19 protein-coding genes are annotated in these 25,487 nt (G+C 46.6%); 10 read left to right on the top strand and 9 right to left on the bottom strand.

Annotation, left to right across the window (positions count from 1 at the left end; genetic code table 11):
* Nucleotides 1–43 precede the first annotated feature (43 nt).
* The 6 genes from L5M11_RS00420 to L5M11_RS00395 all read right to left on the bottom strand — a co-directional run bounded on the left by L5M11_RS00420 (nucleotide 44) and on the right by L5M11_RS00395 (nucleotide 7,400).
* Entirely contained in the window at nucleotides 44–976 is a 933-nt protein-coding gene (locus L5M11_RS00420; protein ID WP_263190969.1) for a hydroxymethylglutaryl-CoA lyase, read from the bottom strand.
* Entirely contained in the window at nucleotides 977–3,031 is a 2,055-nt protein-coding gene (locus L5M11_RS00415) for an acetyl/propionyl/methylcrotonyl-CoA carboxylase subunit alpha (protein WP_263190967.1), read from the bottom strand.
* Nucleotides 3,031–3,909, bottom strand: a complete 879-nt coding sequence (locus L5M11_RS00410; protein ID WP_263190965.1) for an enoyl-CoA hydratase-related protein — start codon at nucleotides 3,907–3,909, stop codon at nucleotides 3,031–3,033. The genes L5M11_RS00415 and L5M11_RS00410 overlap by 1 nt, the downstream gene beginning before the upstream one ends.
* Nucleotides 3,910–3,958: 49 nt before the next feature.
* Nucleotides 3,959–5,566: a carboxyl transferase domain-containing protein gene (locus L5M11_RS00405; RefSeq protein WP_105252050.1), complete on the bottom strand. Its 1,608-nt coding sequence runs from the start codon at nucleotides 5,564–5,566 to the stop codon at nucleotides 3,959–3,961.
* Nucleotides 5,567–5,682: 116 nt separating this feature from the next.
* A complete protein-coding gene (locus tag L5M11_RS00400) occupies nucleotides 5,683–6,852 on the bottom strand; it encodes an isovaleryl-CoA dehydrogenase (protein WP_028761106.1) in 1,170 nt (389 codons plus the stop codon).
* Nucleotides 6,853–6,992: 140 nt separating this feature from the next.
* A complete protein-coding gene (locus L5M11_RS00395; RefSeq protein ID WP_006082318.1) occupies nucleotides 6,993–7,400 on the bottom strand; it encodes a MerR family transcriptional regulator in 408 nt (135 codons plus the stop codon).
* A gap of 291 nt (nucleotides 7,401–7,691) precedes the next feature.
* Between L5M11_RS00395 and L5M11_RS00390 the strand changes: the two genes are divergently transcribed.
* The 3 genes from L5M11_RS00390 (at nucleotide 7,692) to gndA (ending at nucleotide 12,061) form a co-directional block, all read left to right on the top strand.
* A complete protein-coding gene (locus tag L5M11_RS00390; RefSeq protein WP_263190963.1) occupies nucleotides 7,692–9,650 on the top strand; it encodes a propionyl-CoA synthetase in 1,959 nt (652 codons plus the stop codon).
* Between the two features lie 362 nt (nucleotides 9,651–10,012).
* Nucleotides 10,013–10,327: a quaternary ammonium compound efflux SMR transporter SugE gene (gene sugE, locus L5M11_RS00385; RefSeq protein WP_011847232.1), complete on the top strand. Its 315-nt coding sequence runs from the start codon at nucleotides 10,013–10,015 to the stop codon at nucleotides 10,325–10,327.
* 207 nt (nucleotides 10,328–10,534) lie between these two features.
* Nucleotides 10,535–12,061: an NADP-dependent phosphogluconate dehydrogenase gene (gndA, locus tag L5M11_RS00380; RefSeq protein ID WP_263190962.1), complete on the top strand. Its 1,527-nt coding sequence runs from the start codon at nucleotides 10,535–10,537 to the stop codon at nucleotides 12,059–12,061.
* A 140-nt stretch (nucleotides 12,062–12,201) separates the two neighbouring features.
* Here gndA and L5M11_RS00375 read toward each other — a convergent pair whose 3' ends face one another.
* The gene (locus L5M11_RS00375) at nucleotides 12,202–13,101 is read right to left on the bottom strand and encodes a LysR family transcriptional regulator (RefSeq protein WP_263181593.1); all 900 of its coding nucleotides are present in this window, start codon (nucleotides 13,099–13,101) and stop codon (nucleotides 12,202–12,204) included.
* Between the two features lie 162 nt (nucleotides 13,102–13,263).
* Between L5M11_RS00375 and L5M11_RS00370 the strand changes: the two genes are divergently transcribed.
* Both L5M11_RS00370 and L5M11_RS00365 read left to right on the top strand, forming a co-directional pair.
* Nucleotides 13,264–13,746, top strand: a complete 483-nt coding sequence (locus L5M11_RS00370) for a DoxX family protein (RefSeq protein ID WP_263190960.1) — start codon at nucleotides 13,264–13,266, stop codon at nucleotides 13,744–13,746.
* A gap of 97 nt (nucleotides 13,747–13,843) precedes the next feature.
* A complete protein-coding gene (locus L5M11_RS00365) occupies nucleotides 13,844–14,659 on the top strand; it encodes a DODA-type extradiol aromatic ring-opening family dioxygenase (RefSeq protein ID WP_263163468.1) in 816 nt (271 codons plus the stop codon).
* A 146-nt stretch (nucleotides 14,660–14,805) separates the two neighbouring features.
* Here L5M11_RS00365 and L5M11_RS00360 read toward each other — a convergent pair whose 3' ends face one another.
* A complete protein-coding gene (locus L5M11_RS00360) occupies nucleotides 14,806–15,681 on the bottom strand; it encodes a 1,4-dihydroxy-2-naphthoate polyprenyltransferase (RefSeq protein WP_168824321.1) in 876 nt (291 codons plus the stop codon).
* Nucleotides 15,682–16,023: 342 nt separating this feature from the next.
* Between L5M11_RS00360 and L5M11_RS00355 the strand changes: the two genes are divergently transcribed.
* The 4 genes from L5M11_RS00355 (at nucleotide 16,024) to L5M11_RS00340 (ending at nucleotide 23,105) form a co-directional block, all read left to right on the top strand.
* The gene (locus tag L5M11_RS00355; protein ID WP_263163466.1) at nucleotides 16,024–16,962 is read left to right on the top strand and encodes an SDR family NAD(P)-dependent oxidoreductase; all 939 of its coding nucleotides are present in this window, start codon (nucleotides 16,024–16,026) and stop codon (nucleotides 16,960–16,962) included.
* A 236-nt stretch (nucleotides 16,963–17,198) separates the two neighbouring features.
* Nucleotides 17,199–18,065, top strand: coding sequence for an acyl-CoA thioesterase II (gene tesB / locus L5M11_RS00350; protein WP_028761097.1), 867 nt, complete (start codon nucleotides 17,199–17,201; stop codon nucleotides 18,063–18,065).
* A 1-nt stretch (nucleotide 18,066) separates the two neighbouring features.
* Nucleotides 18,067–18,468 (top strand): YbaY family lipoprotein, encoded by a 402-nt coding sequence (locus L5M11_RS00345; RefSeq protein ID WP_028761096.1) that lies wholly within the window; start codon nucleotides 18,067–18,069, stop codon nucleotides 18,466–18,468.
* Nucleotides 18,469–19,208: 740 nt separating this feature from the next.
* Nucleotides 19,209–23,105 (top strand): S8 family serine peptidase, encoded by a 3,897-nt coding sequence (locus tag L5M11_RS00340; RefSeq protein ID WP_263186732.1) that lies wholly within the window; start codon nucleotides 19,209–19,211, stop codon nucleotides 23,103–23,105.
* Nucleotides 23,106–23,190: 85 nt separating this feature from the next.
* Here the strand turns inward: L5M11_RS00340 and L5M11_RS00335 are convergent, their stop codons facing one another.
* Nucleotides 23,191–24,072 carry a LysR family transcriptional regulator gene (locus L5M11_RS00335; RefSeq protein ID WP_028761094.1) on the bottom strand — a complete coding sequence of 294 codons (882 nt, stop codon included), beginning with the start codon at nucleotides 24,070–24,072 and terminating at the stop codon, nucleotides 23,191–23,193.
* A 162-nt stretch (nucleotides 24,073–24,234) separates the two neighbouring features.
* On the opposite strand from L5M11_RS00335, the gene L5M11_RS00330 reads away from it, so the two are divergent.
* A complete protein-coding gene (locus L5M11_RS00330; RefSeq protein ID WP_113941015.1) occupies nucleotides 24,235–25,482 on the top strand; it encodes an MFS transporter in 1,248 nt (415 codons plus the stop codon).
* Nucleotides 25,483–25,487: the final 5 nt, after the last annotated feature.

The raw sequence follows: 25,487 nt of genomic DNA, 5'->3' as shown, positions 1-25,487 counted from the left end.
GTCCCCAAGGCGCTAGGTATGTTTAGCGCCTCGACGCTTGAGTCTAGGCTTTAGCGCCCTGCAAGATTGCATTGGCGACTTTAGAGCCATTAAGACGATTTAATTGTTTGCTGATCCCAAAACCCGCTAATGCCAGTTTTTCTAAATCGATACCCGTCTTCAAACCGAGTCCGTGGAGCATATAGACCAAGTCTTCACTCGCCAGATTGCCCGATGCGCCTTTCGCATACGGGCAACCACCTAAGCCCGCCACCGAGGCGTCAAAGCTGCGCACGCCCAAGTCGAGGCAGGCGGTAATATTGGCTAATGCTTGGCCATAGGTGTCGTGGAAGTGCAGGACAAGCTTTTCAACCGGTACTCGCTCCATCACGGCTTGCAGCATTTTACGGGCTTTTAATGGCGTGCCTACACCGATAGTGTCGCCGAGCGAAATTTCGTAACAGCCCATTTTGTAAAGGATTTCAGACACTCTTGCCACTTCGCTCGCCGCAATTTCTCCTTCATAGGGGCAACCTAAAACGCAGGACACATAGCCACGCACTGGGATATTGGCGGCTTTTGCCATGTCCATCAACGGGATAAAGCGTTCAATCGACTCTTCAATCGAACAGTTGATATTGCGTTGGCTAAAGCTTTGTGACGCCGCACCAAAGATAGCGACTTCGGAAGCTTTTGCATCCAGCGCTAGCTCTAAGCCTTTGACATTGGGGGTGAGGGCGCTGTAAACCACGCCCGCTTGACGGCGAATTTGGCGCAATACGTCGCCGCTATCGGCCATTTGTGGCACCCATTTGGGTGACACAAAACTGCCGGATTCAATTCGCTTCACGCCCGCATCGGCAAGGGCTTCAATCAAGGCGACTTTAGCCTCTGTCGGCACAGCGGCTTCATTTTGCAAGCCATCACGGGGCCCCATCTCGAATAAGCTTACCTTATCCGAAGTGGCGCTTAAGTTCGCAAGATCCAGCGCAGACATTTAGGCTTCCTCGCTTTGGGCTTTGGGCTCAACATGGAGCAGCACGGCGCCATCGCTCACTAACTCGCCCGCCTTAAAGTAGAACTCGGTAACAATACCGTCGAAGGGCGCTTCGATGGTGTATTCCATCTTCATCGCTTCCATCACCAGTAGCCCTTGTCCTGCCTTAACCTCAGCCCCGACTTCCACTAAGTGGGTGACGACTGTACCGTTCATCGGGGCCTTGAGCTTATCTTCATTGCTGGACTGCGCCTCAACCACTTGGGTTTTAACCGCCCTGAAGTGATAACTGCCTGAGGGTAAAAATAGCGTAAAATCATCTCCCTGAGCACTGACGGGCACTTTACTCTTATGGCCGTTGATTTCGGCTAACAGTAAATCCTGCTTAAGCTCACCACTGAGGGACTTGCTCACTTGGCCTGCGTCAGTTGGCTGAGATAACTGAGGCTGTGATAATAGGTAGTGATCGCCAAAGTCTAATAGCACCAATTGTTGTAACTCGTGGGCATCGTCGAGCAGGGCAATAGTATGCTGGCTGACGCTGTTGAGTCTAAAGCCACTGACTTGGCCCCAAGGCGAGTAAGGATCGGCGCTATTAATCGCCTGTGCCTTGGCCGCTTCTTTACGGGCAAGCACTTGATACAGCGCGGCAAAGGCAAGCGCAGTGTCGGCTTCGCTCGAAGCACTGCCAATCAGTGCATCGCCGTAACGGTTAATAAAGTCGGTGCTAAAGTCCGCCTTGGCAAAGGCGGGATGCTCGGCAATATTGGCTAAAAATTCAATATTGTGTTTAAGCCCACTGATTTGGTAGGACTCGAGGGCATGCACTAGGCGTTGCAGCGCGCGCGGACGCGACTCATCCCAGACGATAAGCTTGGCGATCATAGGATCGTAGAAGTTACTGATCACATCGTTTTCACGAATGCCCGAATCGATACGCACGTATTTACTTTGCTCGGGTTCACGTAAAAAGTTGAGCTTACCGCTGGCGGGTAAAAACTCATTCTGTGGATCTTCGGCATAAATACGCACTTCAAAGGAATGGCCGTGGATCCGCACTTCATCTTGCTTAAGGGGCAATGGCTGACCGCTGGCGACCATTAACTGCCATTTGACTAAGTCTTGGCCAGTGACCATTTCAGTCACTGGATGCTCAACCTGCAGACGGGTATTCATCTCCATGAAATAGAAGCTATTGTCTGTGTCGAGCAGAAACTCCACAGTGCCTGCGCCAACATAATCGATGGCCTTGGCGGCGGCCACTGCGGCTTCACCCATTTGGGCGCGCAATGCATCGCTTAAACCGGGGGCTGGCGCTTCTTCGACCACTTTTTGATGGCGGCGCTGAATCGAGCAGTCGCGATCTGATAAGTAAATCGCATTGCCAAAGGTATCGGCGAACACTTGCACTTCGACATGGCGAGGCTGGCGCAAGTAACGCTCCAGCAATAATTTATCGTTACCGAAGGAGGAGGCCGCTTCACGGCGCGCCGAGTTGATGGCGTCCATGATTTCGGCTTCATTCTCTACGATACGCATGCCTTTACCGCCGCCGCCATAAGCCGCTTTAATCAGCATAGGGAAGCCGATTTTCAGAGCCTCCGCTTTTAAGGTCGCATCGGTTTGGTCATCGCCGTGATAACCCGGCACTAAGGGCACGTTTGCCGCAGTCATAATAGATTTAGCGGCGCTTTTGCTGCCCATGGCATCGATAGCATCACTGCCTGGGCCAACAAAGGCGATGCCAGCGGCTTCACATTTACGGGCAAAGTCGGCATTTTCAGACAAGAAACCATAACCTGGGTGAATCGCTTGTGCGCCAGCTTTTTTTGCGATGTCGATAATCAAATCGCCCTTTAAATAGGAGTCTGCCGGCGCACTGCCGCCTAAGTAGAAGGATTCGTCGGCCATGGCGACATGGCGTGCTTCTTTATCGGCATCGGAATATAGGGCAACGGTGCGAACGCCCATGGCATGGGCGGTTTTGATGATGCGACAGGCGATTTCACCACGGTTAGCAATCAATAGTTTGGTAAACATGTGCTTGGTCAACATCAAAGGGCTCCTTGGGTATCACTTGGCTTTTGCACGGGCTTGGAGGGCATTGAGTGTGCTTGTTGCCAGTTAGGCTGACGTTTCTCAAAAAAGGCGTTTAAGCCCTCTTGGCCCTCGGTCGATACCCGAATGCGGGCAATACGCTCGCTAGTGTAATCAATGGTGTTTTGGTCTATCACGCCGTCTTCAAGATGCGACAGCAGCGTTTTTACCCATGCCATGCCTTGCGGGCTATTGGCAAGTAGCGCGTCAATCATAGGCTTTGCGGCGGCGTCTAAGTCATCGCTGATCTCATGAATGACGTTAAGTTTTAATGCGGTTTCTGCACTAAAACGCTCGGCGGTCAGCATGTAGCGGCGCGATGCACTATTACCCATAGCGCGGGCAACGTAAGGGCTAATTACTGCTGGAATTAATCCGAGTTTCACTTCGCTCAAGCAAAAGCTGGCGCGCGTCGTGGCGATAGCGATATCGCAGGCGCAAATCAGCCCCAGTGCGCCGCCAAAGGCTGCACCTTGCACTAGTGCAATGGTGGGCTTATGAAAGGTATCAAGATCCTGCATCAGTTTTGCTAAGGCTTTGGCATCATTTAGATTTTGCTCAAAGTCCATTTTGGCTTGCTTGCGCATCCAATTGAGATCGGCGCCGGCGCTGAAGTTTTTGCCGTTCGCTTTGAGTACCAGCACTTGGCATTGCTTGTGTTCAGCAAAATAGCTAAGGACGCTAATCATCTCGCTAATCATCACTTCATCGAAGGCGTTGTGCACTTCTGCACGGTTAAGGATTAACTCGGCAACACCGTTATTGAGCGTGTAACTCACGTGCTGCAAGTTGCTTAAATCCTTTTTACCGCTAGCGCTGTTTAATGTGTCTGTCATTATTATTTTCCTATCTTCTTGTGTGACATATGCTTTTCACATGTGCCTTTTACATACGGAACACACCAAAGCGGGTGTCTTCGATAGGAGCATTTAATGCTGCCGATAGGGCAAGGCCGACCACATCGCGGGTTTGCGCGGGGTCAATAATGCCGTCATCCCATAAACGGGCGCTGGCATGATACGGATGACCTTCTTTATCGTACTGGGCGACAATTGGCGCTTTAAAGGCTTTTTCATCCTCAAGCGACCATTCTTCACCTTTACGGGCTAAACCGTCGCGGCGCACTGTGGCGAGAACGCCAGCCGCTTGCTCGCCACCCATCACAGAAATACGGGCGTTAGGCCACATCCACATCATGGTCGGTTCGAACGCACGGCCACACATGCCGTAGTTACCCGCGCCGTAGCTGCCGCCAATAATCACAGTGAATTTAGGTACATTGGCACAAGAAACCGCGGTCACCATCTTAGCGCCGTGTTTGGCTATGCCTTCGTGTTCGTACTTTTTACCCACCATAAAGCCGGTGATATTTTGCAGGAACAGCAGTGGAATTTTGCGCTGGCAGCACAGTTCGATAAAGTGCGCGCCTTTTTGCGCCGACTCAGAGAAAAGAATGCCGTTGTTGGCGACAATGCCGACTGGGTAGCCGTGAATACGGGCAAAACCGCATACTAAGGTTGCGCCATAGTTGGCTTTAAACTCATCAAAATCAGAATCATCGACGATACGGGCGATCACTTCTTTTACATCAAAGGGCTTTTTCAAGTCGGTGCCGACAATGCCGTACAGTTCGCTAATGTCGAACTTCGGTGGTTTGACAGGACTTAAGAGTGATTTGATTTCTTTTTGATGATTCAGGCGTGATACCGCGCGGCGGGCAAGCTCTAACGCGTGCTCATCGTTTTGGGCTAAATGATCGGCTACGCCGGAAATTTTTGTGTGCACTTCGGCGCCGCCTAACTCTTCGGCGCTGACTTCTTCACCTGTGGCCGCTTTGACTAATGGTGGGCCGGCTAAGAAGATAGTGCCTTGATCTTTTACGATAATCGATTCATCCGCCATGGCTGGCACATAGGCGCCGCCTGCGGTACACAGGCCCATCACTACTGCAATTTGGGGGATGCCCTTAGCGGACATTTGCGCTTGATTGTAAAAGATGCGGCCGAAATGGTCGCGGTCGGGGAAGACTTCATCTTGGCGAGGCAGGTTAGCGCCGCCCGAGTCGACTAAATAGATACAAGGCAAGTGACAACGGCTGGCAATATCTTGGGCGCGTAGATGTTTTTTAACGGTAATCGGGTAGTAAGTGCCGCCTTTAACTGTAGCGTCGTTGGCGATGATCATGCACTCAACACCGCTCACACGGCCGATACCAGCGATAATGCCCGCTGCGGGCACTTCTTCGTCATAAACTTCAAACGCCGCAAATTGCGATAGCTCTAAAAAGGGTGAGCCTGCATCAAGTAGCTTTTCAACCCGTTGACGTGGCAGCAATTTACCGCGGGATAAATGACGCTCTAGCGCCACAGGGCCGCCGCCGAGTTCGATTTTATTGAGTTTAGTTTTAAGATCGGCCACTAGGGCGGCCATATCGTCGGATTTTGCTTTAAATTCATCGCTACGGGCGTTGATACGACTGCTTAATTGCGTCACTTTGATTGTCCTTATAAAGCGGAAACTCGGTATCACCTTGCTCGAATGGGTGGCGCAAACTGTAAGTTACAGTGAGGTGCTACCCATTCACTTGTGAGAGATTATTTGAACACGCGTTATTTCGACTCATTGAACAGTTCGCGGCCAATCAGCATGCGGCGAATTTCTGAGGTGCCGGCGCCGATTTCATACAGCTTGGCATCACGCAGTAAGCGGCCAGTGGCGTATTCGTTGACATAGCCATTGCCGCCTAGCAGTTGAATGGCATCCAGTGCCATTTTGGTGGCGAGTTCTGCGCTATAAAGAATGGCGCCTGCAGCATCTTTACGGGTGGTTTCACCGCGATCGCAGGATTTTGCCACGTTATAGACATAGGATTTGGCGGCATTCATGCCTGTGTACATGTCGGCTAACTTGCCTTGCACTAGTTGGAATTCACCAATCGATTTACCAAATTGCTCACGCTCGTGGATGTAAGGCACAACGATATCCATACAGGCGTTCATGATCCCTAGCGGGCCGCCAGAAAGTACGACGCGCTCGTAATCTAGGCCGCTCATCAGCACTTTTACGCCGTTATTGAGGCCGCCTAAAATGTTTTCTTCTGGTACTTCTACATCTTCAAACACCAGTTCGCAGGTGTTAGAGCCGCGCATGCCGAGTTTGTCGAGCTTTTGCGCTTGGCTAAAACCTTTCGAATCACGTTCAACGATAAAGGCGGTAATACCGTGTGCGCCTTTGGTTAAGTCGGTTTTCGCGTAAATGACATAGGTGTGTGCATCTGGACCGTTAGTGATCCACATTTTGTTGCCGTTTAAGATGAATCGGTCGCCTTCTTTACGGGCATGTAGCTTCATCGAAACCACGTCAGAACCAGCGTTTGGCTCACTCATGGCCAGCGCGCCAATATGCTCACCGCTCACCAGTTTTGGCAGGTACTTGGCTTTTTGCGCTGAATTACCGTTACGGTTGATTTGATTGACACACAGGTTTGAGTGGGCGCCGTAACTTAGGCCGATAGAAGCTGATGCGCGGGAGATTTCTTCCATTGCGACGACGTGGGCTAGGTAGCCCATGTTCGCGCCGCCGAACTCTTCGGGTACCGTTACTCCGAGCAGTCCCATTCCTCCAAGCACAGGCCAAAGTTCATTGGGAAAGGCATTGTCGTGATCCACTTTCGCGGCAATTGGGGCGATTTCATTCGCGGCAAAATCCTGCACTGCATCGCGCAGCATATCGACGTCTTCGCCTAGGCCAAAATTTAGACTTGTGTAGAGAGAGTTCATTGCTTGTGTCCTTTCAGATGTTCTAATTTCAGATTGTTATAGTTTTTATGATTTTTAGGTGCTTGAGTCTTTTAAATCTTGTACTTAAATCCGTAGTCGTTATCGCCATCAAATTGATTTGATTTTGTGTCAACGGGGATTTAGGCTTTTGCCGTTTTGTTATCTTCTAAGGCTAAACGGCACTGCTGCTCGGCGGAATTGAGTTCCATCAATACGACTTTGATGTCGTCCATTTGCTGTTGTAGTGCGGACTTCTTTTCTTCCACTAGCGCCAGCATGGTATTGAGTTGTGAAGTGCTGCTCTTGTCGGCATCGTATAATTCGAACAAACGACGGGTTTCTGCCAAAGAAAAGCCCAAGCGTTTACCGCGAAGAATGAGCTTGAGACGCACCCTGTCTTTGAGGCTATAAATACGGGTTTGGCCGCGGCGTTTAGGTTTAAGCAAACCTTGGTCTTCGTAAAAACGAATACTACGAGTAGTGATATCAAACTCTTTTGAGAGATCACTGATCGAGTAAGTCGTTTGTGGTGTGTTCGTTGCGCTCATTCATGCACCCTAAATAATCAGTTTTAAGCAAGATATATGAAGTTTACGTAAAGGTAAAGATTTTGGCTTTTATTCTGTTGGCAAAAAAGTGTCAATCCCAATTGCCATCAGCCTGTGCAGCGAGATTAAAACGTGTGCTTTAAATTAGTGTTTTCACATAAAACCACAAATATCTTCTGGTTATAGGCTAACGTCTAATAGTGGGCTTTAGACCTCCTTGCTAATAATAGAAGCAGGAAGGGGTAGTTATTGCGGCTGACGATGTGAGTCGCAGTCCTGATTGGAGGACATATGTTGACCGAACAGCAAAATGCATCTGTAGCGCAAGCCACAAATCAAAAACAGAACCAACAAAAACATCAAGCGTTGCACCAAGCATCCTTGCTTAATAAAGCCGAATTCTGGGGAGAAGCGGCGAAAACGCTCGATTGGATTAAACCTGCGCACACTGTGCTCGATGAATCGCAGGCACCGTTTTATCATTGGTTCGCCGATGGTGAGATGAACACTTGTTATAACGCCGTTGACCGCCATGTGTTGGCTGGACGCGGTGACCAAGTGGCTATCCAGTATGTGAGTCCTGTTACTGATACGGAATACGGCATTAGCTACGGGGAGTTACAGGCTCAAGTGAGCCGACTCGCGGGCTTTATGCAATCTATTGGTATAGGGAAGGGCGACCGTGTGGTGATTTATATGCCTATGGTGCCGGAAACCGCCTTCGCTATGCTGGCCTGTGCCCGCATAGGTGCGATTCATTCGGTGGTTTTTGCTGGTTTTGCCGCCAATGAACTCGCGACTCGGATTAACGATGCCAAGCCTAAATTGGTCTTGTCGGCATCTTGCGGCATTGAGCCTTCGGGCGTGATCCCTTACAAACCTCTGTTAGATAAAGCGTTAGCGCAGTCAGTGCATCAGGTTGATCACTGCCTAATTTTGAATCGTAGCCAGTATCAGGCCGATTTACTTGAGGGTCGTGACTTAGATTGGCAAGCCGCATTAGCAACTGCACCTAAGGCCGATTGTGTCGCCCTCAAGGCTACCGATCCCTTGTATGTGCTTTATACCTCAGGCACCACGGGTCAGCCTAAAGGTGTGGTACGCGATAATGGTGGTCATGCCGTGGCTCTGGCTTGGTCGATGCAGCATATTTACGATATTCAAGCGGGTGATGTGTTTTGGGCTGCGTCCGATGTGGGCTGGGTTGTGGGTCATTCTTACATTGTGTACGGACCGCTGCTGGTGGGCGCTACAACCTTAATGTATGAAGGCAAACCTGTGGGAACGCCAGATCCTGGCGCATTTTGGCGCACGATTGCCAAATATAAGGTTAAAAGCTTCTTCACCGCGCCGACGGCTATTCGCGCAATCAAGCGTGAAGATCCTGACGGTGAATATCTACAAGGTGTTGATTTAAATTGTCTTAAAAATGTGTTTTTGGCGGGGGAACGTTGCGATCCCGATACCTTAGTTTGGGCACACACTAAACTCGCTAAACCTGTTATTGATCACTGGTGGCAAACCGAAACGGGCTGGCCTGTCGCTGCAAATTTGATGGGCACAGCGCCGGTTACTATTAAACCAGGTTCGCCAGCTTTACCTGTGCCGGGTTATGCGGTTGAAGTATTGGACGAATTAGGTGAGCAAGTTGCGCCCAATACTTCGGGTAATGTAGTGATTAAATTGCCTCTACCGCCGGGGACATTGACGACACTGTGGCAAAATGATCAACGCTATCAAGATAGTTACTTGTCTATGTATCCGGGTTACTACTTAACTGGCGATGCGGGTTATACCGATGAAGACGGCTATCTCTACATTATGAGTCGTATCGATGACATCATAAACGTAGCGGGGCACAGGTTATCGACGGGACGCTTCGAAGAAGTGTTATGTCAACACCCTGATGTGGCCGAAGCCGCGGTAATTGGGGTAGATGATGCGCTTAAGGGCCAAGTTCCCCTCGGATTAGTGGTACTCAAGAAAGGCGTGACGATCAGTGATGAAGAGCTGCATAAACAGTTAATAACCCTGGTACGCCAAGAGATTGGTCCCGTCGCCTCCTTTAGGTTAGTGAGTGCGATTCAAAAATTACCTAAAACGCGCTCAGGTAAAATTTTACGCGGTACTATGCGAAAAATTGCCGATAATCAGCAATATACCGCACCAGCGACCATAGAAGATCCACAGACCTTAGAGCTAGTGCGCACCGCGCTCACTCGCATGGGTTATGCCGATGCCTTAATCTAAGCTTGCGTTTAGTGAATGGGGATTTCATGTAGGAAATTCCCATTCTAAAAATCGCTTGCTGTTGCGAATTGAAACAAATATCCCCGCTCAATTTGAGCAATAGTCCATTATGATTTGCTATTCTTGCCGCGTATTTATTGAATGTTTTTGCTACTCAATTGCATTATTTTGAGTTGTTTATATGCGGGAATTGAGCATTAGCAATTGTTTAATTCATTCAACTAAAATCACCACTAGAAGCAATGTGTATCTATGGATATTTTAGATACACATCACTGACAACTTTGTATTCTCACCGGCTTAGGGACGACCCTAAACATGCCTTAATTTGGTAGGGGACGACCCCTAATTAGGAGTTCACTATGAGTTGGTTCTTATTAGTCCTTGCGGGTTTATTCGAAATTGGTTGGGCCATAGGGCTTAAATATACCGAAGGTTTTACACGTTTGTGGCCAAGTATCTTTACAGTAGCGTCGATGGCAGTGAGTGTGTTGCTACTAGGACTCGCGGTTAAGCAGCTACCTATCGGTACGGCTTACGGCGTGTGGGTCGGTATTGGCGCTATGGGCACCGCAATTGCAGGGATTATCCTGTTAGGAGAAGGAGTTAGCTTACTTAAGATTGCCAGTTTGATACTGATATTACTGGGGGTTTTAGGGCTTAAACTCGCAAACTAAGTTGTCGATAAACGTGCCAATACAAGTATCACTTGGGCTAAGTTCTAACTAACCCGTTTCGCAATACGGGATTGGCAATCTCACTGTAATCGAGATTGCCAATCGTATGCATCGCCTTTTCTCTCTGGTAATTAAGTTACAAAGATCGGTATAATTACCCCTCAAAATTGGTTAGCTCTAACCTCTGTGACCCGTGGGAATTATATAATGCAAAACCACAGCAATCTTAATGATATCGGCGTAATTGGCCTTGGCGTTATGGGTAAAAACCTCGCGCTAAACATCGCGGATAACCAATATCACGTCAGTGCATTTGACCTCGATCCTGTTAAAGTTAATGGTGTTATACAGCAAGAAAAACAGGAACGCGCTGGACTCGAACCTCGCATTCTTGGCTGTGCTAATCTTGCCGAAATGTTAGCCAGTCTCACAAAACCCCGCATTCTTGTGCTTTCTGTTCCCGCGGGTGCACCCGTCGATGGTGTCTGTAGTGCTTTGATTTCTGCCGGAATTGAGTCCGATGATATTGTGATCGATACTGGTAACAGCCTATGGACTGACACTGTTGAGCGTGAAGCGCGCTACAAAGGTCAGTTTGTATTTTTCAGCTCTGCAGTTTCGGGCGGTGAAGTCGGTGCGCGTTTCGGTCCATCACTTATGCCAAGCGGCGATATCGATGCATGGCATCACGTGGCACCTATTTGGAAAGCGATTGCCGCTAAGGTTGATGCCAAAACTGGGCTACCTATCGAACGCTTCGAGCCGGGTAATCCCGTGACAGAAGGCGAGCCATGCACGACTTATATTGGTCCTGCGGGTTCTGGCCATTATGTGAAGATGGTGCATAACGGTATTGAATACGCTGACATGCAGTTGATTTGCGAAGCCTATCAAATGCTGCATGACGGTTTAGGCATGAGCGCTGCAGAAGTGGGCGATGTGTTTGAACGCTGGAACAAAGGTAGTTTAAACAGCTATTTGATGGGGATCAGTGCCGAAGTCTTAAAACAAGCCGATCCATTAACGGGTAAACCGCTGGTGGAAATGATCTTAGATAAAGCGGGCCAAAAAGGCACAGGTTTGTGGACGGCCGTGAGCAGTTTACAAATTGGTTGCCCTGCACCGACGATTGCTGAAGCTGTGTATGCGCGCGCCGTGAGTACCCAAAAATCCTTACGTCTACAACTTAGCCAGAAATTGGCTGGGCCAAATGCACCTGTTATCGATGACGCACAAAAAGCACTGTTGATCGAAGCCCTTGAAAGCGCGTTATATTGCGCGAAAGTGTGTTGTTACGCCCAAGGCTTCCAGTTGATGGCGATGACGGCTCATGAACAAAAATGGCAGTTAGACTTTGCTGAAATTGCAAAAATTTGGCGTGCGGGTTGTATTATTCGCGCGACTTTCTTGCAATCAATCACTCAAGCCTATGAAGACAAATCTGATCTTAGCAATCTGTTGATGGCGGACAGTTTTGCGTCTGCCTTGTCTGAAAAGCAAGGCCTATGGCGTACCGCAGTCGCGACTGCGGTGATGCAAGGCATTCCAGCACCTTGTATTAGCTCGGCTCTGGCGTATTACGACAGTTACCGCTGCGAAACATTACCGGCAAACTTGCTCCAAGGTCAGCGTGACTTTTTCGGTTCCCATACATTTGAGCGTATCGATACCCCAGCAGGCGAGAAATATCACTTAGATTGGAGCGCCAAAGAGCGTACCTTAGCTAAGGTTTAGTCTAAGGTTCTGCCCGCTAACAAAATGAAAACGCCCTTATCAAGGGGCGTTTTTTTTATGGTCGATGATTTTATAACGGCTTATGACTTTTTGACTTCAATTCATTTTAAGTCACTAAGCTAAATCTTATGCTTGAAGTCCTAAGAATTCAGTTCAGATGAAAAGGCGATCAGCTTTTGCCAGAGTGCTTGGGCGACGGGGCCTAAAGGTGAGTGGGGTTTTCGCATCACATAGTAATCGAGTTGAATATTGTTTTGCCTTTCACGCAGATCCAGTGCAATCAATGCACCTTGTTTGAGTGAGTCTTCAATCATATAGTGCGGCAGCTTGCCCCAGCCCATACCACTTTGAATAAGCATTTTCTTGGTATAAAAATCATTAACATACCAACGTCGTTGCCCCGCCTGTACCCCAAACTCAATATTCGCAGTGCCTGAGCCCGTATCTTGGATCACGATTTGGTATTCATTAACGAGCTCTCGTGCGTAGGTCAGTGTTGGATGACGCTCAAGCATGCGCGGTGCGGCGACATCGAGCAGACTACCGGAAAATAAATAGGCTAATTCTAAATGACTCGAGCGTATGGGCTCAATTCCGCCTGCGGAGATGATGATTTCGGCTTTATCTTGATTTAGCGCTTCGAGTGCTCCAGTTAAAAACTCTTGTTTCAGAATAATTTGAGTATATGGGAACTCATTTTGAGTCAGTTCTAAAATCGGCAAAATCCGAGCAAGATTAAAGGAGGCTTCAAAAGCTAAGGTAATACTCGCTTCGTTGCCTTTGGCTAAATGCTTCGCTACTTGCTTCATTTCTTGCGCTTCATTCAGTACCCGCAGGGTATGTTGCAGCAGTTTTCGACCTTGCTCAGTGATGGCGAGTCGATAACCTTCGCGATTAAACAGGATAAGATCGAGTTGGTATTCTAACTGTTTGATACTTTGGCTAATGGCGGGTTGGGTTTTATGTAGCTTGTCACTGGCAGCTTTGAGTGAGCCCGCCTCAGCTACGGTTTTAAACATCAGCAGTTGGTCTAAGGTCACAAGGATTGCTCGCAAGTTATAAATTATTAGTTTAAGAGATCTTAGATTTTATTCCATATTTATTTATCTTTTATCGGCTCATAATTTACTCCATTCTCGCTCGTCGTCTGCGCATTTATGCCTAAGATTGACGGCAATATTAAGATCAATGGGGTGTGTGCGATGCGATTTTCAAACTTATGTGATACTAAGGGTTCAAGTATCAATGGCTTAGTTGCAGAGGTTGATACACAGAAGTTATTCCTTTGTGCCAATACACTCAATCGCGCCGCTGCAACCGTCACATTGGCGATGAGCATAGTGTTTTTCATCTCGGGATTTGCCAAGTTATTTGGCGTGTCTATGTTCCATGTTCCGTTCACATTAATGAATCTTCCCACTGGTTTTGGTTATTTTATTGGTTTGATGGAAGTGATTGGCGCCCTTGGGTTGTGTCTACGTGACTACCGAGTGCTATCGGCGAGCGGTTTACTGGCGATTATGATGGGGGCGATTTATTTCCACTTTAATTATGAAGCGCCGATTAATGCACTGCCCGCATTGAGTTTATCGGCTGGCCTCTTTCTGGTTATCAAACTGGATGAAATTATTGAGCGTTTAGTGCAATTTCAGCGGCAGTTGGTGCTGAATCGCTCCGCATTTTAAGCGTGCATTGAAGTGTTATGTAGAACCGTGAGTTAAGTGAGAAATGCTGAGTTTAAAGCCAGTAGTACAGATATAAGTTAATCAACACGAGAGGATTATGATGCAAGTTAACGCGAGTCGTATGCCTGTGCTATTTGTGCCCCATGGTGGTGGCCCTATGCCTTTGCTCAATGATGTTAATCATAGGGAGTTGCGTGCATTTTTAACTTCAGTAACAGCGCCAATGCCAACTCCGAAGGCGATTGTGTTGATCACTGCCCATTGGGAAGAATCTGTGGTGACTTTGTCGAGTAGCCCAAAGCCAAGTATTTTGTATGATTACTATGGATTTCCACCTGAGGCTTATCAGCTGACATATCCTGCACCCGGTGAGCCAGAATTAGCCGCACAGATTGCGAATATGCTATCGGATAAGGGCATCGCCGCCCGCTTAGATAGCGAACGCGCATTTGATCACGGTACTTTTGTACCACTTAAGTTGATGTATCCTGAGGCGAATATTCCCGTGGTGCAGATGTCGTTAGTCCACAGCCTCGATCCTAAAATCCATATAGCGATTGGGGAGGCTTTAGCGCCGCTGCGGGACCAAGGGGTGTTGATCGTGGGGTCTGGCATGTCGTTTCACAATATGCGGGCATTTTTCTCAAGCGATCTCACAGTGCAAAGCCGCAGTGCAGAATTTGATCATTGGTTGACGCAAACTTTAACGGCAAGTGTTAGTTTTGCCGAGGTAAAAACAGCGTTAATTCATTGGCAATCAGCCCCTGAAGCGCGTTTTAGTCATCCGCGGGAAGAACATTTATTACCGCTACATGTGTGTTTTGGTGCAGGCCATAATGGTTCATCCCATGCCGAACGCAACTTTAATGGTATTTTGTTAAACACGCTGATCTCTGGTTATATCTGGCAATAAATGGAGGGTAGGATTTCCCTCGTCGATAATAAGCCAAATTGAAGTTGTGTTGCGGCCAATAAAAAAGGTTCGTATCTATCGAAGATATGAACCTTTTTATATTCAGCATTGAGCTGTGGTGTAGCATTAGCTTAGCTGATTTACTCTTATGCGGTAAACACTAAACCCACGCTAAACAAGGTACTGAAAATCATGGTTAACTTAGCTGTACGGCCGAGTAACGGATTTAAGGCTTCACCAGAAACGGCATAAAAATCGCTACTGAGTTTGCGGGCAATAAGCAGAGATAATCCCGCAAGTAGTACTGGTAAACCGGGTAAAATACCGAATAAAAAGCCTGCGATGACTAAGCCAAAGGGCAAATAGATTAAAGCTTGATAAAGCACTTTTGCCTGAGCTTCGCCGATACGTACCGCTAGAGTATGCTTGCCCGCTTGGGTGTCGGTACGGATGTCGCGAGTGTTATTCACCAACATAATCGCAGCGTTAAACAAGCCAATCGCACAGCCTAATAACCAAGCATTAATAGTTGTATCGCCCGCCTGCAGATAATAACTGCCCACCACTGCAACTAAGCCAAAAAAAACAAATGCCGCTACTTCACCGAGCCCATGGGAGGCGAGGGGATAGGGGCCACCACTGTAGCCAAGAGCACCTAAAATAGCGGCTGCGGCGAGAATGGCGATGGGCCACCCTCCGTGCCAAATCAGATATGATCCCACGGCAAGCGCCATTAAGAGACAAAATATCATGGCATTGCGAACGCTTGTTGGTGAAATTAAACCACTTTGAGTCACGCGAATGGGCCCTAAGCGCTCATCTGTATCTATGCCGTTTTTAAAATCAAAATAGTCGTTAGCGAGGTTGACGGCGATTTGTAATAAGACAGCACACAACATTGAAGTGGCAGCGATTAACCAGCTGTAACTCTCAAGATGCAGGGCGAGAATGTTGCCTATCAGTAGGGGACCTATGGCCGCGGGTAGCGTACGGGGTCTTATTGCTAAAATCCAAGGATTCATGGCGTCCAGTCATTATTGGTAAATGGGAATGGTACCGAGCAAGGGCTCAATTAGCGCATAGCATAACAAGATTTAACACGAAAGTGAGCACTATCTAATAAACGCATTTAACAGAGTTTGAATTGGCGCACATATGTTCACTGATGCAGGATGAGATTTGTCGTTAAGTTCAAAGAAAATCAAAAAAGTCTGTGTTTCCATAGTTAATGTTAATGGAGGCTTTGTGCTGTCCATGACATAGGCGTAACGCTAAATACTTTGTTTAGTAGATAGCATAGGCGGTTGTTACCCTATGCTCGTTATTTTTTGCCGCTACAACAATGCCGATAAGGACATATTTGGATGCGTTTTGACAATAAGGTGGCATTAGTCACTGGGGCTGCAGCTGGGTTAGGTCGAGCGTATGCCATCATGTTGGCTGAACGGGGGGCAAAAGTGATACTCGTCGACCAGCCGTTATCGTCTTATGAGTCAATTTCCACCGACGGCGCTCAGACGAGCCAAGCCAACTTAGAATTAATGCAGACCTATTGCAGCATTATTAAACTCGGTGGAGATTGCATTTATTTTGTGCTTGATGTGAGTCAGCGAAATGAAGTGAATAGCATGATTGAAGAGGTGATCCTACGCTGGCATCGCATTGATATCTTGATTAATAACGCGGGCGTTTATGGTGCTTGTCCCTTTGAGCACATTAAACTTGAGCAGTGGCAACGGCAATTGGATGTCGATCTCAATGGCAGCTTTTATCTCACTCAAGCTGTTTGGCCTTATATGCAACAACAGAATTTTGGCCGGATAATGATGACAACGGGAGTTTCGGCCTTGTTCGGTGACTTGCACCAAGTTGGTTTTAGTGCGAGCAAGATGGCGCTGGTCGGCATGGTGAATAGCTTATCATTAGAAGGTGAAATTCATAATATTCGAGTCAATAGCTTATGCCCTCAGGCCGTAACCGCGATGACGGCCAAACATTTAGCGAGTGCGATTCAGCCGCTATTTTCCTTTGAATCATTAACGGCTACTACGGCTTTCTTGGTGAGTGAACAGGCGCCAAATGGTCAACATCTACTCGCCGGAGCGGGCAGTGTTAGCCACGGCATGTTTGTCGAGTTTCAGCCTATGTATTTTAATGAAGGTCTTTTTACGCCAGATAACCTCGCGCAGCAGTGGCCACAGTTACACCAATCCTTCCCCGTGACTTTGCACTCCTGTGGAGAGGATAAGGTTTTGTCTTGGTCTAAGTTAAGTGCGCTAGAACATCACATTAAAATCGATTGATTCATCATGCTTGTATTTGAACTAAGCCTGCATCTATAGCGATTTAAATGCAGTAAGTGGCTCAATAAAGCCGTAAATGCTAAGCACAATAAATAACACAGATACTCCAACGTGCCTCGTTTAATTCCTCATCGTTGAGTGATGATTTGATTGTGAATCATCGATAGAAGACTGGTCAGCTTAAGGCTAACTGAGTTACCCTTTAAGATTAATTGCTAATTACGCAGTAGGATCCCATGAGTCAGGTATTAGACGATCTTTTATCATTACTTTCCCTTGAGCAAATTGAAATTGGCCTCTTTCGTGGTCAAAGCCAAGATCTGGGTTTTGGGCATGTGTTTGGTGGTCAAGTGATGGGCCAAGCACTGAGCGCCGCAAAACAGACAGTAGCTGCTGAGCGTAAGATCCATTCATTACACTCCTACTTTTTACGTGCAGGTGACGAGAAGTTGCCGATTGTTTATGAAGTAGAAAATATGCGTGATGGCGGTAGTTTTAGCGCTCGTCGGGTTAGTGCTATTCAAAAAGGTCGGCCGATTTTTCATATGACCTGCTCCTTCCAAGAACCTGAGGAAGGTTTTAGTCATCAAGCCGCTATGCCGCAAGTACCCGGACCTGAAGGTTTGTTGAATCAGCAGGAATTGGCGCTGACGATGCGGGATAAAGTACCGCCGAGCATACTTGAAAAGTTTATGGCCGATGCGCCAATTGAGATGCGATTGGTCAATCCACTGCACCCTTTTGCGCCTAAAGAAACCGAGCCGTACCGTTATGTTTGGATGAGGGCTAATGGTCCTATGCCAAATGATGCCCATATCCATGAATATTTACTCGCCTATGCCTCAGACTTTAACTTTTTAGTCACGGCAGCTCAGCCCCACGGTGTATCCTTCTTAAGTCCTGGGGTACGAATGGCGACGATCGACCATGCGATGTGGTTCCATCGCCCGATTAATATGGGAGAGTGGTTGCTTTACAGTATCGATAGTCCTAATGCTAGCGGTGGCAGAGGTTACGTTAGAGGGCAGTTTTTCAATCAACAAGGCGAGTTAGTGGCTTCTTCTACCCAAGAAGGCCTGATACGCATGGTAAAAGGACGTTAGTATGTATCTGAAAATAAAATCGTTTATATTGTTCTCTCTCATGGCTGTCTTGCTCAATGGCTGCGTGACTGTAACACCTGATCAACCGATTATCATCAATGGCGCAGCTGGCTATCTAGAGAAGATCCCATTACCTCAAGGCTGCCAAATCATTATTGCCATTATTGATTTGAATACTCCAGGTGTCATCGTCGCACAAAAAACCTTCAATATCGCCAGAGCACCTGTGCCATTTAAATTTACATTGCCCGCTAAATCGATCGATAAAAGTATCCAATATGGCGTAGTGGCGATGATTAAGTTTCAAGACCAAGTGATCTTCCAAACCTATGACAGGTTCCCAGTTATCAATAATGATAAGTTCACGACAGAAGTGTTAATGAAGGCGGTGATGGCTAATTAACCACTGGCCACAACTGCAATAATATTGTTCTTATATTGATGAAGATTTAGCCCTTTCAATTCTATATTGAAAGGGCTTTTTTGTGGTCAATAATCCGCTTGCTATGCTGTAAATGTGAGATTAAGTATTAACTTGCTCTATACAGGATTAAGAATATTAATGCATAAGTTAGTTAATTTTTATAAGGGGTATCATTTTGTAAAATATCATACAAATACAATATGTATATATTTTGTTAAATTAATGATGTGATTTTTGTTGTTTATTGTTTCGTAAAGGATCTTTTGCGTTTATTTTGTAACTAATGATATTTATAAAAAAGAATATTTATTTACGGGTATTCATTCTGTTTAACCTAAGAGTATTTTTGAGCTGACACTTAAAGGTTAAATTTAAATATATGATTTAATGTTTATTATTTGTTTTTATCGATTTTTATACTACGACTTATCGTTGGGACATAAAACAGTCTGATAAAGGTTATATGGATTTATTTTAACAAGGTATGAGCTTGTTCATCATTTACTGAATTACGTTCTGTTAATTTGCTGTTTTAATTTGTATCATCGCGTGTTACAAATTGTCGCGATAAAACTCAGTGATCATCATCACAGTAAATTGAATGGTTATTCATAAAAAATGTCAGTTACGGGTGATGTTTTTGGTTGCCGCAGCGTTTTCATGCCACCCAAACCTGAGTTTTATAAATCATACAACTTATAAGAATTAGGGAAGTCACAATGAAAACTAAAATAGCATTAGCAGTGTCTATGGCACTGTTATCGTCGTCGGCAAATGCACAAACCGTATTATCACCTACGGGTGAAACCTTGCAGTTAGATATTCCAAGTGAATTACAAGTCACTTCATTACGCGGTAACGCTGCCGGAGCTGAGGTTAAGTTTGTACCAGAAGCAGATTTAGGTGAGGGTGAATATACTTATATCGTTCGTTTACGCGATAGTTCGGTTGCTAATTACCAAGGAACTATTCCAGGATTGAAAGCGACTAGTTCACAAAGAGTGCAGGTAAACGGTACTTCAAAGGTTGCTGTGAACGGTAAACTTGATGCTTCTAAAGCTGAAGTCAAAAGTTATGTTAGTTATTTGAAAGTAAAACAGAACCGATTTTTAGCTAACGCGAGTGCGGCTATTGGCACCAATCTGCAACCATTAACGACATATCAGTATGCGTTAAACGGTATGGCGGTTCGCATGACTCAAGCTCAAGCGAAGAAAATGGCTGAGTTACCTGAGGTTGCGTTTGTTGAGCGCGAGCGTATGGAGCAAATGGAAACCGATGTCAGTCAAGCGCTTATCGGTTCTCCTAATGTATGGGATGGCAGCGCGACGGGCACGAAAGCCATGGGGGAAGGCGTGATCGTCGGTATTATCGACTCAGGTATTAACTCAGATCATGCTTCTTTCGCTGATGTTGGCCAAGATGGCTATGACCACACAAACCCATTAGGTCAAGGCATCTATATTGGTGATTGTAAAACTGATTTCGCGAGCATGTGTAATGACAAGTTGATTGGAGTTCGCAGTTACTCTGAGATAACAAATAACTACGACGATGCAAAAGTGTTTGGTGACACCCCTCCAGCTAAAAATGGTGAGGATTACGGTGGGCATGGTACTCACGTTGCGAGTACCGCAGCAGGTAACATCCTAGTGAATGTGCCTTATGTGCAAGGTGAAACAGGTAAGTTAGAAAGCGATGGCCTTGCGACAGGCCTTGAATTTAAACAAATCTCAGGTGTTGCACCACATGCAAACATTATAGCTTATCAAATTTGTAATCCGGGTAATGCGGGCGACACTTATTCTGGCTGCCCGACCGCACCGATTTTAAAAGCCTTAGATGATGCGATTAAAGATGGCGTCGATGTGCTGAACTTTTCTATCAGTGGTGGTGGAAACCCGTGGAATAGTGCGACGGAACAAGGCTTTTTAGCCGCGCGTAATGCGGGGATTTTTGCTGCAGTGGCTGCGGGTAACACTCGTGCCGCGACAAGCACGAGCCCTGCGATTAATCAAACACCTTACTCTACGCCTAAAAATGCACCTTGGTATACTTCGGTCGCTAACTCGACTCATAACCGTGACATAGTACGCGCCGTGGAATTTAATGGTAAAAACTATCATTACACTGCTGGTTCTGGTCCGGTTCAAACTGAAGTGCTCAAAGGTGTGCCCCTTTATGCTGGCGCAATCGATGCGACCAATTTTGAAGCCTGTAAACCGTTCCCAGCAGATGCCTTTAAAGACAAGATCGCCGTTTTAAGACGCGGTGTTTGCTCATTCGATATCAAAGTGGCCGCAGCAATGGCCGCTGGCGCTAAGGGTGTGATTGTTTTCAATAGAGATGGTGAAAATAATGCGCGTCTGACTATGTCGGGGCTGGATAAATTGAATATTCCAGCGGTATTTATTGGTGATATTGATGGCTTAGAATTGATTGCTGCTATGGCGGCAAATCCTGCTCTTGAAATCACGCTGTCTCCAACCCCTAAAGTTGCCAGTAAAGAAGCGGATGTTTTATCTGCCAGTTCATTGATTGGACCTAATCTGACTAACGATGTACTCGTACCCTATGTTGCTGCACCGGGCAGTGACATCTACGCTGCTTATTCCGACCAACAGTTTGGCCATGATGAAACAGGTACAGATCCTGCCGATTTCACTTTGATGTCAGGTACTTCAATGGCGAGTCCTCACGTTGCCGGTGCTGGTGCGTTACTTAAATCGCTGCATAAGGATTGGACGCCAGACAACATTCGTTCTGCGCTAATGATGACGTCAACGACAGCCCAAGCCATGAAAAAAGCCGATGGTAAAACCGTTGCTGATCCGTTTGACGTAGGAGCCGGTCGTATTCGTGTTGATTTAGCGGCAAAAACGGGCTTAGTGATGGATGAAAGTGCCTTAAACTACGAGATTGCTAATCCTTTGACAGGTGGTGATCCACGTAAGCTAAACATTCCAAGCATGGCTGATTCACGTTGTATCGATACTTGTACTTGGACACGTACTGTTACTGCAACGGCTGATGGTAGCTGGACTGCAAAAGGCGTTTCCGCAACGGATAAATTCGCGTTAACTGTGACGCCAGAAAGCTTTAATCTCAAAAAAGGTGAAAGCCAAACGATTACAGTGACTGCGGATGTGACTGACGTCGGTGCAAGTTGGGGCTTTGGTAACTTAGTATTAACGTCCGATACTTTCCCAACGGCTAATATGCCGATCGTAGCTAAGATAGCTAAACGCGATTTACCTGCTTTGGTTAATGTTTCAGCCTCACGTGATGCAGATGAACGTAATTTGGCGCACTTGAAAGCGATTGATCTACCCGGTGTTGCGGCGACAGTGACTGCACTTAAATTAAGCGCTACTTATGAATCAAGTGTGAAACAGGATTCAAATACCGATAGTGCATTTGATGATTTGGCCGATGGCGTAAAAGTATTTAGCTTTAATGTTGAAGATAAAGCTTTATATTTCAATGCATCAATCGGTAATACAACCTCTCCTGACTTAGACATGTTTGTGATACTCGATAAGAAAGACGGTAGCAAGCTTTCTATCGCGGCATCTTCTGCGTTTGGCGGTTCAAAGGAAAGTGTATCCATTAAGAACCCAGTGAAGGGTGAGTATATTGTCGTTGTACAAAACTATCAGGCATCTGCAGCCGATGCGGATGATGCCTTTAGTTTGAAACAAGTAACCTTATATGATGAAGCGGGTGATAACTTAACTGCAAATCTTACGGGTGATCATAAAGATTTCAATGTCAACTTAGCATGGAAACAAGCGATGCTAGTGGGAGATGCTGGCATAGCTATGCTGACGCTGACCACCACTGATGACAAAGTCGCACCTGTTAAAATTCCGGTCGTATTTGAGCGCGTTAGTGATGACGTATTACCTCCTCTAGGCAGTACTGTTTCTGGTGAATTAACACCTGGCACCGCTAAAGTGATGAAGACACGTATTGAAGCGAACAAAACGCAAGAAACCCGTGTTTACACCCTAGAGGCGTTATTACCTGAAGGTCATGAAGTGGCTAATATTAGCCATCAAGGTGCGCAAGTGGGCAATAAGATCACTTGGACTATCGAAATGGCCTCTGCTGCTGCGGCATTAGATGTCACATTTGACTTAGTGCCACGTAAGGCGAGTCAAGACAACATAGTGGCATTGACCAACAAAGTGAATAACGACTCGGCTGAAATCTTGAAGCAGGAGTATCAATTTGATGTTCCAGAAGTGGCGCCAGTCGCTGTGATTGAAGCTCCTGCCACTGTCCAAGAAGGTAAACCTTTGTTCATCGATGCGAGCAAGTCGTCGGATGCCAACAATGATCCTTTGACCTACAAATGGACTCAGTTAGGGGGCACCAGCTTTAACTTTGACGCTAATGCGGCCAAGCTTAATCTCGTTGCACCAAACGTGAGTGGCTCTGCTCAGACTGTTTCATTCCAACTGACAGTATCTGATAACCACGGCAATAAAGATTCAAGTGTTGTGTCTGTATCTGTGACTGAAACACCAGCCAAGAAAGATGATGGTGGTGCCTTAGGTTGGTTAAGCTTGTTGTTGCTACCTTTTGCTTTTGGTCGTCGTAAACAAGGCTAAACCCTCAGAGTAAAATCGGAAGGTTTAATGGTAAGAGAGAAGGGCTGATATTGATATCAGCCCTTTTTGTATTTGCTGGTTTGTGTTAGCGATTTGACATTAAAAAATCGACAAATGCGCGGTCTGCTTGGCTGACGGGGCGCTGCTTTTTCCATGCAATATGGAGGTTTAAAAATACCGGTGGATCGAAGGGTTTGGCTAAAATGTCATCTTTTGAGCTTATCGCCATCTCAAGTACACTGGTGATCCCAAATCCTTGGGAAACAATCTGTTTAATCAGATTAATCAAATTGGTCTCGAAGGCAATATTGGGCTTTTTGCCTAATTCTTTGGCTTGAGAGAGTATCCACTCTCGGTGGAAATAACCTGTTTTGAACATCACTAATTCATGGTCGAAAAAGTCATGTAGACTCACAGCGCTATGTTCCGCTAAAGGGTGTTCGGCACCCATAGCGATCACCATTTGCTCACGGATCAACAACTGACTATCAAATTCGGGCTGTAGGTCTTGGGCGGTAATGATCGCAATATCCACTTCTTCCTGTTGCAACATGCGCAGTGCATCCCGCGTCCCGCCTTCAAACAGTGATAGTTTCAACTCGGGGTACTTATGCCGAAAAGCCATTAAGCGCGAGGGGAGATAGAAAGAACCCAGCATGCCCGGCACGGCAATGCGGACCTCTCCCGAGGTGAGATTGGCCATGGCGCGGATTTGCGCTTCGGCCTGCTTAACTTGTTTTAGGATCAAAGTGGCGTGTTGATGCAGGACTATACCTTCGGCCGTGAGTGTGAGCAGTTTATCATTCTTGTTGCTCGTACGATTGACTAAGGTGACGCCGAGTGCGACCTCTAAGCGCTTGATACTTTGACTTAACGCGGGCTGAGCCATATTCAGTTTCTTGGCTGCGGCGGTAAAGCTGCCGGTATTGGCAAGGGCATCTAAATGTTTGAGTTGGCGAATATCCATTAATCGGGCTCGTACTATTTTATCAGTGGCAAGATGTGTACTTTTGGCGCGCTATTTCTATAACAAAAATCAATGATTACGATAGATATTATCTATTATTGTTATGTTATGCCCAGTGATAATCTTTGTCTATCCTATGAGTGATACTTGGTCGAGGCTCCCGTGCAAGCCGTATTAGATACTATGATTGACAATAAACAGCGTGACACCCGATTGATGTGGGCGCTCTGCGTCGCTTCAGTGGTGGTCTATATCAACTTGTATTTAATGCAAGGCATGTTGCCGCTGATTGCGGAACATTTTGCGGTATCAGGCTCTAAAGCGACGTTAATCCTGTCGGTAACCAGTTTTTCCTTAGCCTTTTCATTGCTCTTGTATGCGGTACTGTCAGATCGTATCGGTCGACACACTCCAATCATTGTCAGCTTGTGGTTATTGGCATTGTCTAACTTACTATTAATCTGGGCGCCGGATTTTAATGGATTAGTGCTAGTGCGATTGCTACAAGGTGCATTACTCGCTGCCGTACCTGCGATTGCTATGGCATACTTTAAGGAGCAATTATCACCAAGCACTATGCTGAAAGCCGCAGGTATTTATATTATGGCGAACAGTATTGGCGGGATTGTTGGACGTCTGCTCGGTGGTTTAATGTCGCAGTTTTTATCTTGGCAAGAATCTATGTGGTTGCTGTTTCTAGTAACGTTAGCGGGGGTGGCTTTAGTGAACTATTTACTGCCTTCACTTGCCGATGCGCAGTCGATGTCACCCAGTAACACTGAGCCTTCCTTATCAAAACGCGCCCGTTTAGCGCAAGATCTTCATGGCTTTAGTCATCATCTCACCGATGCGCAAATGCGTTTGGTCTACGCAATTGGCGGCTTGACCTTTATGATGATGGTGAATCAATTTAGTTTTATTCAACTGCATTTGATGGCTCCACCCTATGAATGGAGTCGTTTCCAAGCCACCTTGATTTTCCTGTGTTATTCCAGCGGGACTGTCGCTTCGTATTTTACTGCGAAATGGCTCGCCAAATTTGGTCAACATAAGTTGTATCAGTGGTCTTGGTGCGTGATGTTACTCGGCAGTTTACTGACCCTGTTTGATACGACCTTAACCATTAGCTTAGGTTTTTTAATGACCGCCTGTGGGTTCTTCCTTACCCACAGTTGCTGTAATTCCTTTGTTGCAATGCGGGCCAGTCGTGATCGAGCTAAGGCGACGTCACTCTATTTATGTTGTTATTACTTAGGTGCTGCGATTGGCGGCCCTTATTTGATGATGTTTTGGCATGAGGCACAGTGGCGAGGTGTGGTGATGGGATCGTTAACCTTATTAGCTTTGATCGCCTTGGCAATCACCCGTTTGCATTACCATCAAACTCATGTCAAACGGGCGTTAGTCTAAAGCTT

It is taken from the genome of Shewanella sp. SM87 (genome assembly GCF_025653705.1).
Taxonomy (GTDB): Bacteria; Pseudomonadota; Gammaproteobacteria; order Enterobacterales; family Shewanellaceae; genus Shewanella; species Shewanella oncorhynchi.
Note: the sequence above shows the minus strand (reverse complement) of the source record. Positions and strands in the feature narration are given on the sequence as shown.

Bases quoted from the DNA above. Each gene is read 5' to 3' on its own strand.
- L5M11_RS00410 (WP_263190965.1), bottom strand. From the start codon at position 3,909: ATGACAGACACATTAAACAGCGCTAGCGGTAAAAAGGATTTAAGCAAC.
- tesB (WP_028761097.1), top strand. From the start codon at position 17,199: ATGAGTCAGGTATTAGACGATCTTTTATCATTACTTTCCCTTGAGCAA.
- L5M11_RS00420 (WP_263190969.1), bottom strand. From the start codon at position 976: ATGTCTGCGCTGGATCTTGCGAACTTAAGCGCCACTTCGGATAAGGTA.
- L5M11_RS00370 (WP_263190960.1), top strand. From the start codon at position 13,264: ATGCGATTTTCAAACTTATGTGATACTAAGGGTTCAAGTATCAATGGC.
- L5M11_RS00395 (WP_006082318.1), bottom strand. From the start codon at position 7,400: ATGAGCGCAACGAACACACCACAAACGACTTACTCGATCAGTGATCTC.
- sugE (WP_011847232.1), top strand. From the start codon at position 10,013: ATGAGTTGGTTCTTATTAGTCCTTGCGGGTTTATTCGAAATTGGTTGG.
- gndA (WP_263190962.1), top strand. From the start codon at position 10,535: ATGCAAAACCACAGCAATCTTAATGATATCGGCGTAATTGGCCTTGGC.
- L5M11_RS00355 (WP_263163466.1), top strand. From the start codon at position 16,024: ATGCGTTTTGACAATAAGGTGGCATTAGTCACTGGGGCTGCAGCTGGG.
- L5M11_RS00365 (WP_263163468.1), top strand. From the start codon at position 13,844: ATGATGCAAGTTAACGCGAGTCGTATGCCTGTGCTATTTGTGCCCCAT.
- L5M11_RS00340 (WP_263186732.1), top strand. From the start codon at position 19,209: ATGAAAACTAAAATAGCATTAGCAGTGTCTATGGCACTGTTATCGTCG.
- L5M11_RS00390 (WP_263190963.1), top strand. From the start codon at position 7,692: ATGTTGACCGAACAGCAAAATGCATCTGTAGCGCAAGCCACAAATCAA.
- L5M11_RS00360 (WP_168824321.1), bottom strand. From the start codon at position 15,681: ATGAATCCTTGGATTTTAGCAATAAGACCCCGTACGCTACCCGCGGCC.
- L5M11_RS00335 (WP_028761094.1), bottom strand. From the start codon at position 24,072: ATGGATATTCGCCAACTCAAACATTTAGATGCCCTTGCCAATACCGGC.
- L5M11_RS00345 (WP_028761096.1), top strand. From the start codon at position 18,067: ATGTATCTGAAAATAAAATCGTTTATATTGTTCTCTCTCATGGCTGTC.
- L5M11_RS00400 (WP_028761106.1), bottom strand. From the start codon at position 6,852: ATGAACTCTCTCTACACAAGTCTAAATTTTGGCCTAGGCGAAGACGTC.
- L5M11_RS00415 (WP_263190967.1), bottom strand. From the start codon at position 3,031: ATGTTGACCAAGCACATGTTTACCAAACTATTGATTGCTAACCGTGGT.